General features: G+C 38.3%; 11 protein-coding genes and 1 pseudogene. 2 read left to right on the forward strand and 10 right to left on the reverse strand.

The window, feature by feature from the left end; translation table 11 throughout:
• The first annotated feature begins 17 nt into the window (after nucleotides 1-17).
• On the forward strand, nucleotides 18-440 hold the full coding sequence (locus NSQ73_RS14530; RefSeq protein WP_340986976.1) for a MerR family transcriptional regulator: 423 nt from the start codon (nucleotides 18-20) through the stop codon (nucleotides 438-440).
• Nucleotides 441-456: 16 nt separating this feature from the next.
• Nucleotides 457-1428, forward strand: a pseudogene (locus NSQ73_RS14535) (aldo/keto reductase).
• A 204-nt stretch (nucleotides 1429-1632) separates the two neighbouring features.
• Here NSQ73_RS14535 and NSQ73_RS14540 read toward each other — a convergent pair.
• From NSQ73_RS14540 to NSQ73_RS14585, 10 genes are all read right to left on the reverse strand, one after another.
• Nucleotides 1633-2235 carry a hypothetical protein gene (locus NSQ73_RS14540; RefSeq protein WP_340986977.1) on the reverse strand — a complete coding sequence of 201 codons (603 nt, stop codon included), beginning with the start codon at nucleotides 2233-2235 and terminating at the stop codon, nucleotides 1633-1635.
• Between the two features lie 936 nt (nucleotides 2236-3171).
• Nucleotides 3172-5265: an AAA family ATPase gene (locus tag NSQ73_RS14545; RefSeq protein ID WP_340986978.1), complete on the reverse strand. Its 2094-nt coding sequence runs from the start codon at nucleotides 5263-5265 to the stop codon at nucleotides 3172-3174.
• The gene (locus tag NSQ73_RS14550) at nucleotides 5255-6148 is read right to left on the reverse strand and encodes a hypothetical protein (protein WP_340986979.1); all 894 of its coding nucleotides are present in this window, start codon (nucleotides 6146-6148) and stop codon (nucleotides 5255-5257) included. The genes NSQ73_RS14545 and NSQ73_RS14550 overlap by 11 nt, the downstream gene beginning before the upstream one ends.
• A gap of 26 nt (nucleotides 6149-6174) precedes the next feature.
• Nucleotides 6175-6669 (reverse strand): hypothetical protein, encoded by a 495-nt coding sequence (locus NSQ73_RS14555; RefSeq protein WP_340986980.1) that lies wholly within the window; start codon nucleotides 6667-6669, stop codon nucleotides 6175-6177.
• Between the two features lie 19 nt (nucleotides 6670-6688).
• Nucleotides 6689-7507, reverse strand: coding sequence for a YkgJ family cysteine cluster protein (locus NSQ73_RS14560; RefSeq protein ID WP_340986981.1), 819 nt, complete (start codon nucleotides 7505-7507; stop codon nucleotides 6689-6691).
• 1137 nt (nucleotides 7508-8644) lie between these two features.
• A complete protein-coding gene (locus tag NSQ73_RS14565) occupies nucleotides 8645-9745 on the reverse strand; it encodes a hypothetical protein (RefSeq protein ID WP_340986982.1) in 1101 nt (366 codons plus the stop codon).
• A gap of 468 nt (nucleotides 9746-10213) precedes the next feature.
• Nucleotides 10214-10576 carry a hypothetical protein gene (locus tag NSQ73_RS14570; protein ID WP_340986983.1) on the reverse strand — a complete coding sequence of 121 codons (363 nt, stop codon included), beginning with the start codon at nucleotides 10574-10576 and terminating at the stop codon, nucleotides 10214-10216.
• A gap of 25 nt (nucleotides 10577-10601) precedes the next feature.
• On the reverse strand, nucleotides 10602-10973 hold the full coding sequence (locus NSQ73_RS14575) for a hypothetical protein (RefSeq protein ID WP_340986984.1): 372 nt from the start codon (nucleotides 10971-10973) through the stop codon (nucleotides 10602-10604).
• A 21-nt stretch (nucleotides 10974-10994) separates the two neighbouring features.
• On the reverse strand, nucleotides 10995-12365 hold the full coding sequence (locus NSQ73_RS14580) for a hypothetical protein (RefSeq protein WP_340986985.1): 1371 nt from the start codon (nucleotides 12363-12365) through the stop codon (nucleotides 10995-10997).
• A gap of 665 nt (nucleotides 12366-13030) precedes the next feature.
• Nucleotides 13031-15031 carry an oxidoreductase gene (locus NSQ73_RS14585; protein WP_340986986.1) on the reverse strand — a complete coding sequence of 667 codons (2001 nt, stop codon included), beginning with the start codon at nucleotides 15029-15031 and terminating at the stop codon, nucleotides 13031-13033.
• Nucleotides 15032-15140 lie beyond the last annotated feature (109 nt).

Below are 15140 nucleotides of genomic sequence, written 5' to 3' on the forward strand. Positions count from 1 at the left end.
AAGGAGCGATCCGGCCCATGGCATTCACAATCAAAGAAGCTTCAGAGCGGCTTGGTTGCCCGGCTCATACGATTCGTTTTTATGAGAAGGAGGGATTGCTCCCTTACATTAAGAGAGATAAGAACGGGAATCGACTGTTCGAACAAGATCACCTAGATTGGATCCGGCTGATGACATGTTTCCGGGCGACTGGGATGAAGCTGTCGTTGCTGAAGGAGATGGTGAATCTTGCACTGGGTGGTGATTCCACGATTCCACAGCGCAAAGCGATCTTAAACCAGTACAAGGAGGATTTATTTCGCCGCCAGAACGAATTGGCCGAAGCGCTCGACGCCGTCAATAACAAACTGTCGATATACGAAGACATCGAGAAAGGGAGAATCCCTTCCGAGAGCCAACTGTTAATCAAGATGGAAGAGTCAGAGCGACAACAAACATAGAAGGAGGGATTAACAAATGCAGCAAAGAATTCTGGGCAATAGCAATATCCCCGTCTCTTCGATCGGACTGGGAATTATGGGAATGTCTCCAGGCATATACGGGGAGACTAACGACGAACAGTCGATCCAAACGATCCATCGCGCTTTGGACATTGGCGTCACGATGTTCGATACCGCGGACGTGTACGGGAACGGGCATAACGAAAAGCTGCTCGGCCGTGCTCTTCAAGGGCGCCGCGAGCAAGCCATTATCGCCACCAAGTTCTCGTACACCCCAAATTACGAGAGCATCAGCGGCCATCCTGATTACGTTAAGAAGGTAGTGGAGGATAGTCTTCGCCGTTTGAATACGGATTACATCGATCTATACTACCAACACCGCGTCGATCCGCAAATCCCGATAGAGGAGACGGTCGGAGCGATGGCAGACTTGGTCAAGGCAGGTAAAGTTCGGGCGCTCGGCCTGTCCGAGGCTTCCGCTTCCACCATTCGCCGCGCTCATGCCGTGTATCCGATCTCCGTGCTAGAGAGTGAGTATTCGCTCTGGAGCCGTGACATCGAAGAGGAGATACTCCCTACCGTTTGAGAGCTGGGGATCACCCATGTGGCCTACAGTCCACTGAGCAGGGGCTTTATCTCCGGCGAGCTTCGCACTTTCGAGGATCTGGCCGCCGATGATCTTCGCAGATGGATGCCGAGGTTCCAAGGAGACAACTTCCGGAAGAACATTGAGGTTGTCGACAAGATTAAGGAGATCGCGATGGAGAAGAACTGTACACCATCCCAATTGGCCATTGCCTGGACGATTGCCAACGGGTCGCTGCCTATCCCGGGTACGAAGCGTATCAAGTACCTGGAGGAAAATGTGGCCGCAGCTGATATCCTTCTCATGAAGGAGGACCTCGAACAAATCGATCAGGTCAGCCCCAAGAATGTCATTCACGGCACGCGTTATATGAAAGAACAGATGACGCTGCTCGACGGCTAGGCTAGAATCAAAAAAAGCAAAAGGTCCACGGGCTCCGTGGACCTTTTGCAATTGGATATTGTTTTAGGAGGTAGGCAGCCAGGAACGCTCGTTTTCTCGTTTTACAGATCGAATCAAAATCGCTTCAGGCTTCTGGACTTCTGGACGAGCCTGACAGAAATCGGATAGAACCCATTGACGTTGCGCGCCAATTGAGTCTTCCGATTAAAAGCTGCGTTCTTCGGTGGTTTCGTAACCATAGTCGAAGGTTTCTATAGTACCGTCATCATATTGAAGAGTAAGCTGGTCAATAATAATCCGCTCCAGTGTGTTCTGGTATGTAAAGTCACTATAAATAAATAAAGTTTCATCAGGCTCAACCGGCCCCACGTATTTAACGAGAAAGCTGCTTTCACCGCTCAGCTGATCATAAGAAGGATCGCCTACCGGATTATACGTGCTGATATGTGCGGTGTAATAATTGATCGTCTTTCCGGTTAGATTGTAGGCTTCCCAGGTAAGCTTAACAGCATCGGCTGAGTTCATGCTGTACTTGAAATCAATGGGCTCTCCAATGCCTTCTCCAGATGGGACGTCTGCCGGTAGCTCCTCAGCGTCATAGCCGGCAGAGTCATCACCGATGGTACCCGTATCATTGTCCGATGGCATATCTTCCAAGACAACGGGTTCCAGAGAAGGAGAAGGTGCAGGTGCGACGTCTACTGCAGCAGTAGAGGGGATCTCAGTAGGGCTCGGCGGGACTTCTGCCGCAATGAGACTGCTTGCCACAGTCTGCCCGCTCAGACGCGGGTCAATGCTAGGGGCCACATAGATCCCCAGGAGAAAAGCTATCATGATGGATAAAACAAAGATGAGAACTAGATTAAACCGACTCAAATACACACTCCCTTTAATGTTATTTATAATACGAACCTACTTATAATGACATGATTATTAAGGATTTGACAATATTTTTCTGGGAAATCAGACGGCAACGCCATCTCCAATGGGTGAGGGATCTTGTATTGTGGGTGGACTTATGAATTCCATAAATAATTTTGAAATAGCGTAGATATATAAATTACATAATATGATAATTAATTGGTATGAGGGCGGGGGTGGGAATTTTATTGAAGATGTGGTTAGCAACAGGACTAACTTAGAACTATATGACAAGAGTTAAATAAATCAGCCCGAATTATGATACTGAGATTCAGAATTATAGTTAAGACTATTATGAATAACCTAGAATTCACGGGATGATTCAGGTGGTCGAGTTACAGACCATCAAGCAGAACCTAATTAAGAACGTCATAAACATTATCAATATTTGAATGACGGTACTAACTAAATGAAAAGTGTTATGCCGATAAAAGGAAATACAAAAACAATTTATTAATCGATCTATGTAAAGATAAGAGGATCAAATCAGCATTAAAAGTACATAAGTACAATGAGCCAAATCAGATGCAAAAACGGATCGAAACAGCTTGAATTAGGCTGGTCTTATTTATTTACTTAGTACTACTTCACAAAACCCGTATTTTGTACATATGTATGTATGAAGACTAAAAGCCTCTATCTATTTGAGGACTCGCCATCATGTCGGAGGACAAGAACATATATCGTTAAAGGACAAGAACATGTATCTATTGTCGTAAGCAAGCCCCTCTTTGTAAAAACACTTGCAGAGGAAATCCTATATACTGAAAAAAACAACCGTGACAAATCGGTTGTTTTACTGGGACTTTATATAACTTGGATCTAATCATGCTTATTAATATATGCTCTCACATAATTTATTTGTTTTCTTTTTGTACCGTCAATAGCCAGTTCTAGTGGAATGAACGATTCCATCTTAGAAATGGCTCTTTTTTTCCTTGTGCTATTGTTAGGACATATATTTCCTGTGAAATAGCTACTTTTTCTATTTTCCGTAATGATTTCTAATGTCAGAATATTTTTCAGTCGACCAACTGCCTGTTTTTCGGTATATCTGACTACTAGTTTAAACTCTTCTTTTGTCTTTTTGAGTATTTTATCCCAACTAAGCGTTTTCTTTCTTTGTTTTAGAATGCAACTGGAAAATAATAAACAGTTAAAAAAATAGTTCAAGCAAAAGTGATAGGTGCATTGTTCTTGAATCCATTCTAAGAGTTTTATGTTAACTCCCTTCTCCTCTTTCATTATAAATCCCACTAATATGTTCTTTAATTCTTCGGTTATCGAAGCCGTTAATAATTCATACCCATATCGGCCACTAATTAAAGGGATCTTATTTCTCATAGTATCTCTATAAAAGTGTTCCTTTTTTAAAACACCCTTTTTCCAATTCACGTATGCATAAGCAATTGGACAGATTTCAGGAAACTCATCATTTTCATTCTTTAAAAGTTGTTCAAACTGTCTAATACATTGGTAATGATGATTAATTAGTTTTTTACGAATGTATCGATCAAGTGTATGAAAGGAAGCAGCATTTTTCCTGTATAGATATTTACTAATATTCTTTTCAAAATAAAAATCATCTATCGAGACAAGCTTTTCATCTTGATGGGCACGTACTTTTAAAAAAAATGAGATTGGTTTAACCAATAGATTTATATTACTCATTTCTGGGACTAAAAGGTATCTATCATCAAGATGAATTTTACTCGAAAGCCAGAGTAAAGTAGCTTCATCGATAATTTGGCTTTTTCTATTCCACGTAGACCAAAGTGATTCGTTAAAGTCTCCCATTCTATATGAACATTTACAAGTAAATGGTTCTCCCATCTGTTTGTTTGATAAAAGAAAAGGAATTTTCCGGTTACATTTAGGGCATGCATCTATTAAATCACAGTTATGAAATGAGCATTTCTGCAATAGTTTAAATTGATGTAGCCAACTATGATATCCATTTGAGATACAACGTTTACACCAACGTAAGTTTTGATAAAACCAAGATTCGATCGGATACTTATGTTTGGCTAATGGCTCAGCTAGTGACCAAATTGATTTTTTTGTAAATTTCACAATATCTATGCCAAATATCAACTTGGTAAAAAGCCCTATATCCAGTATGAAGGTGTTGAATATCGAAGTGATAAACATCACTAAGCTGTTTTCCCAAGCATTCTTAGAAAGCAGCTCAACAGAAAGTTCAACTTTCTTTCCGGTTAGAACAGCAGTTTCTTGAATTTTCGCATTAATTTTCTGAATTGACTCAGAACCCATGAAATTATCTCGCATTTTTCTATGTGCTTGGGAAATATCAACTATATCCTCGGGCTCAAGATTATCCCGAACAATTCTGGAAATATAAACATCAGAGCCATTCTGGTATCGATTACTTGATGAATCAATCATCGCAGACTTTAGTGGGATACTTTTTGGCGTTATTATCTCCCTGGCAAATGTAGACCAAACCAAATCGTAATATTCAATTGGAAGTGTCTTTACGTCTCCCTTACTTACTAACTGTTCATACTCAGCTTGATACTTTTCATCGAAGCAAATTTTAAGTGCGATCCCGCTCTCCTTCGCACGATTGCTATTACCATTACCTTCAAACAACGCTATATCATCACCACTCAAATATACTTCAATCAATATGTATGGTAGCTCATGACTTTGTCTTTGCTCCAATTTCGTTAAATATTCACCAACAACTCTATTGTTGAAATAATATTGTGTTAACTCATTTTTGATTTGTCTACCATTAAGAAGCCCCGTGAGTGCTAAATGAATAGCTTCAAGAATGGTACTTTTCCCTGCCTCGTTGTTGCCAACTAGGATGTTCATTCCTTCACTAAGTTCTAAGTCGAATTCCCCGTAAAAACTCTTAAAGTTTTGGATTTTCACCTTTTTAATTTTCATTTGAATTTCCCCCACTCAGTCTTTCTAAATATGCTACTACTAAATGAGATACACCTATCATTAGCTCAGCTTCATACTGGTCAATAGGAACAGCAGGTAGGTTTCCGTTATCTTTTATTTTTGAGTTACGATGATGCCCAACTTTATTTAAGTAAGTCGATACTCCGGTTAGCAATCCATTAATTCCATCTCTTTTCTGCTCCGTAATATCACTTAGGAAGTCCTCCCATAATTTGGGGCTGTATGGTCCCCCTCGACCGTTTCCAACATCAGTATACGATTCAATTACTGAGAGGCACTGCCGAAGGGCATCATAGGTCATACCCCGCTGCATATGCCCACGAGCAACATCGAGCTGCTCATATGCCTGAATCCAACTCTTGTCGTTTAACAACGATGCAGGAAGGGTTATTCCGTACTTTGTGGAATAGCCAAAATATTGTAGAAATCGAATCCAGTCCGATTCAGATATCTTTATTTGCTGATTACCAGTTACAGCAATAAACTTATTTCCATTCTCCCGTACTTCGACAAGCGCCGTTACTTCAACAGTAAAGTATAAGTCGCCGGATCGAACTCTTTCGAGAGCAGAAATATCATTTGAATCAAAAATCCACTCCCACTCCCTGTAACCGGAGCTTTGATTAAACACCCTAATATTAGGTTGGACTTCACCAACAACTTTCTTCAAAAGAGTGGAGTTAAGCTTAGCAGATACCTGTATGTCTAAAATATTTTGTAGTCTGAGTGTTTGATCCGACATCATGATATTGGAAAAATGAATGTTTTCAGAAACTCTCAAATCGAACTCTAACTTTATGTATGTATTATTGTTCAGATGATTTGAGTGCATAGATGACTCAAACAGATTTATTGTATACATGAGAATTATCACTCCCTTCAACTGAATTAAAAACTTTTGAGTGTATAGTAACCTTCCTCTGAACATGAACCACAATTCATATGATAGATGAACCCCAAAATGACTACCGGAATGGGTCTGCTTAATGTGCCAGAAATACAAAACCTGTGCTGCCCTTGACCTGTACTGTAGTGACCACATTTATATTTGTATAGATTAATCGGAAACATGCAATCCGGCTCTTCCTGCATTAACTGATTAACATATGGACAATGCTTGGGATTCGATTTATCTGTATCTTTGTGCTTTTCTAAATCAACTAAACCTTGAAGAAATAATGAGCACCCCTTCGAGGAATCTTTATAAACATGACAATTACCAGCATGAAAATAAAAGCTGACTGATTTACCACTCAAATCAAAGTCCTTTACTCGAACTCTGACATTATCGAGGTTGAAGTAATAATCCCATTCATCTCTATTCAGCTTCATTTTGTTATTGCTGCGACTTCTTCTTATAAATATTTGCTTTCCATGTCCCATACAGTAACTCCCTTGTCACTTACTTAATAGCTGCTGCTCTTTTAAGCTGCATAAAATTACTCTCTTGAATCGACATATCTAAATTGTGTCTGTTTACCACCATTGGCTTAGTAGGGTTATATCGCTGCATCAAAGCTAAAGTATGAATCCCGTAAAATAGTGGCATTTTCCGAATATAAAGCGACCCCATCTTAGAAGTGACATTGACTGTCTCCTCGTACTTTCTCTGTAAGTCAGATACATCAGGAGTAATTACATTATTTTGTAATCGACTCGGGATATATTCACACACTGTACTCTCAATTGAGCTTAGCATTTCATCCAGCTCAAAATGAGTTGTACCATGCGTTCTACATACCATTGGGCGTTTGTTATAGACTGAACATTTTCCATCTTCCTTATTAAGAAGGGGACACGGGAAGCTTGTTCTTGTTTTACCACCTTTAAAAGACTTGAACTTACTACTTAGGTCGCCTTCGTAATCAAGCTGAGTCAGGATTGCATTATCTAAATCTGGATGTTCAGCTTGAAAAACCCTGACATTGTCCATCACCTTTTTATATAGGTTGATAATTTCCTGCTCAGTCCACGTAGTATGAATTTCATCCATGATTATTTCAAGTTCAACTTCTGAAACTGTAAAGAAATCGCTACAACAATTATTACATCCCGAAAAACACTGGTGGGAATTCTCATTAAGCTTAAAGTATGATTCAACTGTAGTATCAACTTGATCATAAAGTTTGAATAGATGTGCCGCGCGACTGTCAGAAGAGACCCGATGACAATTTTTCGAAGCCTTCCCGCTTCCACAGAAGCAACGCTCTTTCTTAGCCATAAACTACCTCCAGCATGTATAATATTCACCTGTAAATATTCGCCAAAATATGACTGTATTCCTTCTCCCGTAGGGTGAAAGACCTATAGAAGCTTAACTCCACTTAAAATGTAAAGAGCCGAGCAGCAATCTGCTCGACCCCATTAATTACCGAAGAACTCCTTCTCTAATATTCAACGACTTCATTTATAGGTATGACCCATAAAAAACCTGTTTCTTTATTCCCATTAGATAATATACCTAGTAATCGAAACTGATTTTCAGTATCTTCTCTTTGATACGAATAAGCAAATGAACCACTCATCCCACCAAAATCGGGCAGTGGGTGACCTGTCTGACCAAATTCATCATCCGACAATGTTTCTCGTCAAATCTATCAGTTCGTTAAGTTCTCGCTTGCAAGTGAATTTATGATGGTCGTAAGGTAGGTATCAACTTTCAACATCATTTCCAAGTTCTTTTTTGACAAACTCAATTACCTCTCGTTGCTTGTTGATTTTCATATTGTACAAAGTTTTTAGTAAAGACTAACATCTACAATATCATCTGAAGGGGAAAAAGCAGCGTTGTGTGGATTGGTAAAACTTGTTTCGCAGAGCTTATCCGCATCCTTAGCAATCGAGATAAACTTGAAACGGTAACCTGGATAATCGACAAATACCCTCTTTTTAAAAGAGCATTCAATTATAACTTAAGTACTACAATCTTGATATGTAGTATTCATTTTTTATAGTATCTGAGACGGGATAGGCATACAAAAAAGCCACACGGTTCGAGAAACCACGTGGCTTAAGAATTTTCTGGAATGTTGAAGTCCCTGCGCTGCGTTATAGTTCCGAATTCAAAGACTACTTCAAGCTCGTCTGGAATTAAGCTGTTGTCTCCTTTAGTAAATTTGTTATATCAAGGTGCATATTTTCTCCAATTCACTCAGATCAGGAAGTGTCTTGAAGAGCAGGGTTACAACTTCACCTGACTTGCCTTCAATGTCTGATCTCATGCAACAATATAAACACTTGGGATTCTTCCAAATAGTCAAAGAAAGACATTCCAACCGCATTAATGATGGTTTATCATTGAACCTTATGAGAGCGGCCTCGTTAATCCCGTGAGTCTTTGCTGCATAAAATTTCTCTCTTATACTATGTTCGAAGAATCTACGTACTCCATATACTCTTTCCAATCCATAACTTTTGTACTGATGCCGAGCCTTTGATATATGAGAGCAGAGCGATCCTTAAGCTTTTGATCCATGGTTACAAAATTATCCGTACCGGCTGCGTAAGCCATATGCTCTATATCATGTGCACTGCTCTTTATTGAGTGGTTCTTATCAGTCTTGTATCCTAGATTATCCAACGCTTTAACAAGTTCATGTATCGCTTGATGAACGTAATTAAATTGTTTTAAGCGTCCCTTCTCGTCGGTGAGTTCGTAATCTTGAAACTTCTCACTAATCGCGGCGACTGTCCGATGGTTAAACACCTGGTCGTAAGTTAAACTTCTTAAATAGACTTGATACGTACGTTCAGGATGAAATATTTTACGGTCATCAGTGGTAATAACGCGGTATGCTTCGACATCCGGTGATACCTCACTTTTCATTACCCTTCGAATACCATAATCGGGGTCCTCGTAGGCAAGACTTAATTCGCTACCTTCATAATGGGAAATGAAGAGCGAAGAAGTGATTTCCCGGATTGTTGATATTACGCTATTTTCCTCTTCATTATTATTCATCCGTTTAATTTCCTCGAGATGGGAAGGACTGTAGACGTATTGGATTTCTGCATAGCCAGGAACTAATCTTTTCGACTTTTCTTCTTCTTTATGGAATTTGTCCATCACATTATGGTCTAAATATACAAGCGGTTTATTGTTCGTGATGAATGGGCGCCTGCAATAATCCTCAGGCGTTATCTCAATCGATGACAAGTGTCTGAGAATTTGATCCCGGCCTCTTGCTTTTCTTACATGTTGATACTGTTGTATTACCCATTGCTGGTCTTTGTTTTTAAACAAGTAACCATACACTATCCGTCTGTTCTCGACAAATGACATGCATCCATCACAATCTAGACATGGCTCTTCAAATTCTGTCTCCAGTTGTCTCTCAAGATTTATGCAATCTATTTTCAAAGTGTGATTATCTATTGATTTCCCCAGTTTTATATCTTCTAATATCATAGAGAAAGCTTGAGCTAGCACGCCATAGATTGAGCAGCTGTCCATATTCATTCCCATAGGTTTTTCTTTCGAGACATAGTTGATCATCCTTTAAAAGTTTTGATATTAGACCTTTCTTTAATCTTCAAACAATTCGTCCATTAGGACTTTAATCTCATCTTTTCTCTTCTGGGTATTAACCTTATCCATAAGAACTTGCCCCTAACGTCTTTATCAAAAACGCATACTTCACCCTCCTTCAATATTATCGTTTTATCTTCCACAACATAAGTGCACTCACCCGAGTATATATAGTTATATTGACATTAGAGCGGACATAAGGGGGCACACTAGTGCACCGGGAATCCTTACTAAAAGCGATTCCGGTTTCATTTACACTGGGTGGATTAAAGCGATAAGCGATTTTTATGGATTATTAATTTTCGTATATTCATTTTAGAGATTCATTTTCACTTCTAAAAGCTAATTAAAGAGAGTTTCCTTCAGACATGAATTCCACTATTATATATTGAACATCAATCATGGTCTTTCAACAGTTCTCCAACGATAAATCCCGTTATCATAACCATAGTATTTCGCCTTAAATTGTTCCATTGCTGCTTTGAATTGACCGAGAATTAGAACCGCATCACTATTTTGTGGTAACAATTCATCATCCAACAAATCAAGGTAGGTAATGCTATGATCTGAACTCAATAAATCTTTAATGTCCACTAAGAGTCGGTTTAGTACTCTTACCTTTAATGGATTCAATATTCCGTCTTGCTTCTTTTTTGAAAACTCACGCATTTCCAATAGCGCCGAATCTAACATGGGTGCGAACATTTCAAATTTACTTACAAATTCTTTTGTCGGTAAATTAGTTTTGTTATTATATGACATATAATTAATTTCTCCTTTTTAATAATTACCAAGATATTTTCTTTGGGGGAGCCGTAGGTATGTCAGTCTTAACTCCATTCTTTTTCCAGAACCAACGTATATTATTTTGGACAATATTATCAGCCCTAAGTTTTTCTAAACAATTCAAATACTGTGATAAAATCAATAAAACATCACTATTTGTTGGAAGACTCTCGTCGTCAAAAAATTCAAAATCTGAAAAGGGTTTATATTCTTTATCCAACAAATCATTTGCTTGTGACAATATTGGATTAATGATTTTGAGCTTAAACTTGTTGATAGCATCATCCGGCTTCTTTTTAGATAGAGTTCCAATTTCATCAAACAAACCTTGCAGCTGTGCCTGTGTTTTTTCAAAAAAGCTAACATTGATCATTTTAAACCTCTCCTTTAAATATTATGATGGACAACTGCGTCTGAACTCCAAATATTTTTTTTTAATTACTTCAATCGGATGGCGCTGTTTACTTTCATACACCGATATCATCATTTTCAGATCCTCATCTGTTAGTGCAATAATACATCTTCTTTGACCAGACCATAGATCAATCGTATTTTTAAAAATCGATTTTGGTAAAGGGTTTCTAGTAACGAGAATTCCAAATCTACCGAAAGATTCCGTTAGATAACGATTAAGTTGATTGACATGATCTCGTTCAACTTTTGCGACATTCTTTAATTCCATAACAATTTGACGTGTTTGAAAATCGTCATATATATCTTTTAAAAAATCATAAGACCGATTATTATAAAAAATCAAATCTCTTATTTGTGTCCCTGAATCAGTTCTGCTTTGTGCTTCAGCAAAATCCAAATGAGGATAAAGTGCTGAGGCCATAACTAGACAAATGGAATCTTCATACTTTTTATCAGAATTATCTGTTTTTCCAGATGGTAATTTAATAATGGAATCTAATTTTCTCTTTGCCGACAATATTGGAATTTGCTTGAACAAAGGATCGTTTTTGCAATCATCAAGAGTTCTTTCTTTTTCTTTAATGTAGCTTTGCACTACATCATAGTTTTTTCGATTATATTCAAGAATTTCAACTCTTGAAGGCGGGGCATCTTTTCCCTGTAATATCTCTTTCACAAAATAACCATTAAAATAGTCTTCATAATTAATCCAAGGAATATACCTAAGCCAGCGCTTTGGAACAAACAGAATCGGTTTTTTTGTTTCGGGATTTATTGGCAAATAGGTATCTTCTTCTATGAATAAATTTTTCTTGTAATCGTATAGATCATAAATTCTCACTTTTTCAATAGGTACCTGATGTGATTCACTTTGTTGAATTGTATAATCTATTAAGAATGACTTTAAAAAGTTGCAAGCAATGTCACTCACTCTATCCTTAGAAATTTGATCGATGTATAGCTGTATTTCTTCAAAATGAGTAAAGCCGTTATTTGATAATTGAGGAACACTTAAAAAAAGGTTTAATATTGAAGTTGCTGTCTTTTCACCAATTTTCATTCCTATTCTATTAGCTGAGGAACCCATCCCAGCTTCAGTACATTCAGAGGATCTCATTAGGATATCCAGGGCATCTTTTGTTTGACTTTTCTTTATAAGGTAGCCCAAGTGGTTGAAAGAATTTGAAATAGCGGTATGTAAGGAATTGTCTTGCAAAGATGGTGACTTCCATAATAAAAATGGATCCAAGTATAATGGTATATCTTCATTTAAAAAAGGAATGGCGAAATCAACTTCTTCCTGTGTAAATGAAAGGTTATGAAAATCGTTTAGTCTAGGCCTTATTAACATGAATAGTTCCTCCATCACAGTCAAAAGTGTATTAATAATTTGGATATATGATCCTCTAGCATAGTTCCACCTCTCATAGATTTAGTATATCAACTGATTTAGAATTCTTTTGTCGAATTGTGTTACAATCACCAAGATTCGGTTGACCTATTTTTATACATCTTTATGGATTAAATCGGTCTTTCAGCTAAAATATTTATCGTTCTAGGAAGTCACTCAGCATTCTGAATTTCTGAAAAGTTCTCTTAATAGATGGTGTTTCACCTTATAATACTTACACAGTTAGCATTTTACATTCCTGATAAGTAAATATGAGTACTTCCTTATGGAGCTCTTTTAAATACTATAAATTTTATCTTTACAATTTAGCTGTATGCGAAAGAAGTTGTGAGGGCTTTGCATCATGTCGGTATATTGTGGTGATTTACTGAAGAGGATTTTGGTTGCCAACAGCAGATTAAATGCATTTATTCGTTAATCAGCAAAAGTCGTCCATTACGAACAAATTTCGCTCTAAAATTAATGTAATTTTTTGAACATATCAAAATTAGACACTTATCAAATCGACAATAGTTACATGTTCTTGTCCATTTTCGGCAATAGATACATGACTTCATTCTGAAAATGAAAAGGACCTCAATCATGTGAGATCCTTTCCTTGGTCTTTAGATACTTCTTCCAATTGCATATCCATCCCGAACAGCATTCTCAATATTTGTGGGAACTTTGGAATCACCAATATTCCAGACTTTTACTGAAAACTCTTCGTTTATAGCATGATATAGGCTCTCATTAGCACTAAATCCTGCAGAGATAATAACGGTATCCGCTTCAATCGTTTCCGTTCCATCTTTCGTTATAAGATTTACGAAATTACCATCAAGGCTATCCACTCTTGAGTTTAATTTAACTTGAATTTTATTATATGTGACCATATCGATTAACATCAACCGATTAGGGATCGGTATTTGCTCAACGCCACCAGTCATAAGTTCACCCAACATTTCGACCACTGTAACCTGTTTGCCCTGCTCTTGCAGCCAGACAGCGACCTCACAACCCACTTGTCCTCCGCCTATAACCACACAGGTTTCACCAACTTTTTTATGACCTAGAAGAACATCAATTGCTGTCACTGCCTCCTCTCTGTTTAGTCCTTTAATTGGCGGAATTCTTGGAATAGCACCTGCAGCTATAACGATTTCGTCAGCTTTCAACCGTTTTACCTTCTCAAGATCCATGGGACTATTAAGATGAATAGTAACTCCCGATTGATCAAGACTTCGAATATACCAATCTAATAACCGTCTATCTGCATCTTTAAAATCAGGGACTGCTGCTGCAATGACTGCTCCACCGAGTTTATCTGATTTTTCGTATAGATCGACATGATGACCACGGGTTTGTGCAATTCGAGCTGCTTCCATGCCCGCAATTCCTCCGCCAATGATAGTCACGGATTTCTTTGTTATAGCAGGGGTAACAGGTTCTGATGTTTCATAAAACAAACCAGGGTTTACTGAGCAGGTAAGCGGTTGGCCTCTAAATATTCGTCCAATGCAGCCTGTTTCACAACCGATGCAAGGCCGGATATCTTCATCCTTACCTTCTTTTGCTTTGTTGGCCCATTCTGCATCTGCGAGCAGTGCTCTACCCAAGGCAACTGCATCAACCAGCCCTAATTGAATAGCTTCATTAGCTAAATCTGGGGTGATTATTTTCCCTGGACAAATAACAGGAAGGTCGACAGCATCACGAATTTTTTTGGCATCTTCAAGCCATAAACCATCCTTTTGATACATAGGCGGATACAGCCAATAAAAAGAATCATAAGATCCATTTCCAATTAAAATGGCATCCGCACCGGCTGCTTCAATTTGCTTTGTTAATCGGATTGTCTCGTCAATATCTCGGCCCATTTCCTCAAAAGCTTCACCCGGTAATGCGCCCTGCCCAATAGCCTTCATGTAATGTTTGGGAGATACCCGGACAGAAATCGGGAAATTTTCTCCACAAGCTGCCTTTATACCTTTTATAGTATCAATCAGCATCTTAATTTCGCCATTTTGTTCAAATCCATATTCGTCTGTTCTTAAGTTAAAGGCTCTTGTTGCATACTGATCTGTGAAATATCCACCGTATATACCGGCAATATCAACACCATCTGCACCTGATTTTTTAATTAATACCGCTGCACTAATTAATCCCTTAACTACGCTTAGATGTTCTTCAATGGTGGCTTCACGACATAAAATATCTTGATTCCAACGATTGGGAATAGCAGAGGGAGCAGCCAAATTATTTTTCCCTGGGGCAATATTGTCGGGAAAACTAACACGCCCCGCCCCTAGGCCAATTTGAACAAATAGTTTTGTATCATAGGTATGTAACTTGTCCACTAATTTTTTGGTTTGGCTTACAAATGAGGTAGGATTTTTAAATGGGGAATGCTCCACTAGGTCACAATCTGGATTATGACCACCTGTAATGATCAGTCCAGCGCCGCCTTTGGCTCTTACTTCGTAATAATCAATTGCAGCATCTGTTAGTATGCCATCTTCATCCATTCTGCCTGTAATATGCATGGGGGACATTACAACACGATTTTTAATTTTACATTTTCCAATATAGAATGGTTTAAATAAAGCGGGATACTTTAAAGACATAATAATACCTCCATTTTTGTGATTTTTTTCACTTTTAATATATGTTTAAACATCCGTTAGGATGGAAAACGCAATCGTGCATACAAAATGGCCGCAAACATGTACAGTT

The organism is Paenibacillus sp. FSL R10-2736 (assembly GCF_038000245.1).
Classification (GTDB): Bacteria; Bacillota; Bacilli; order Paenibacillales; family Paenibacillaceae; genus Paenibacillus_AQ; species Paenibacillus_AQ phytohabitans.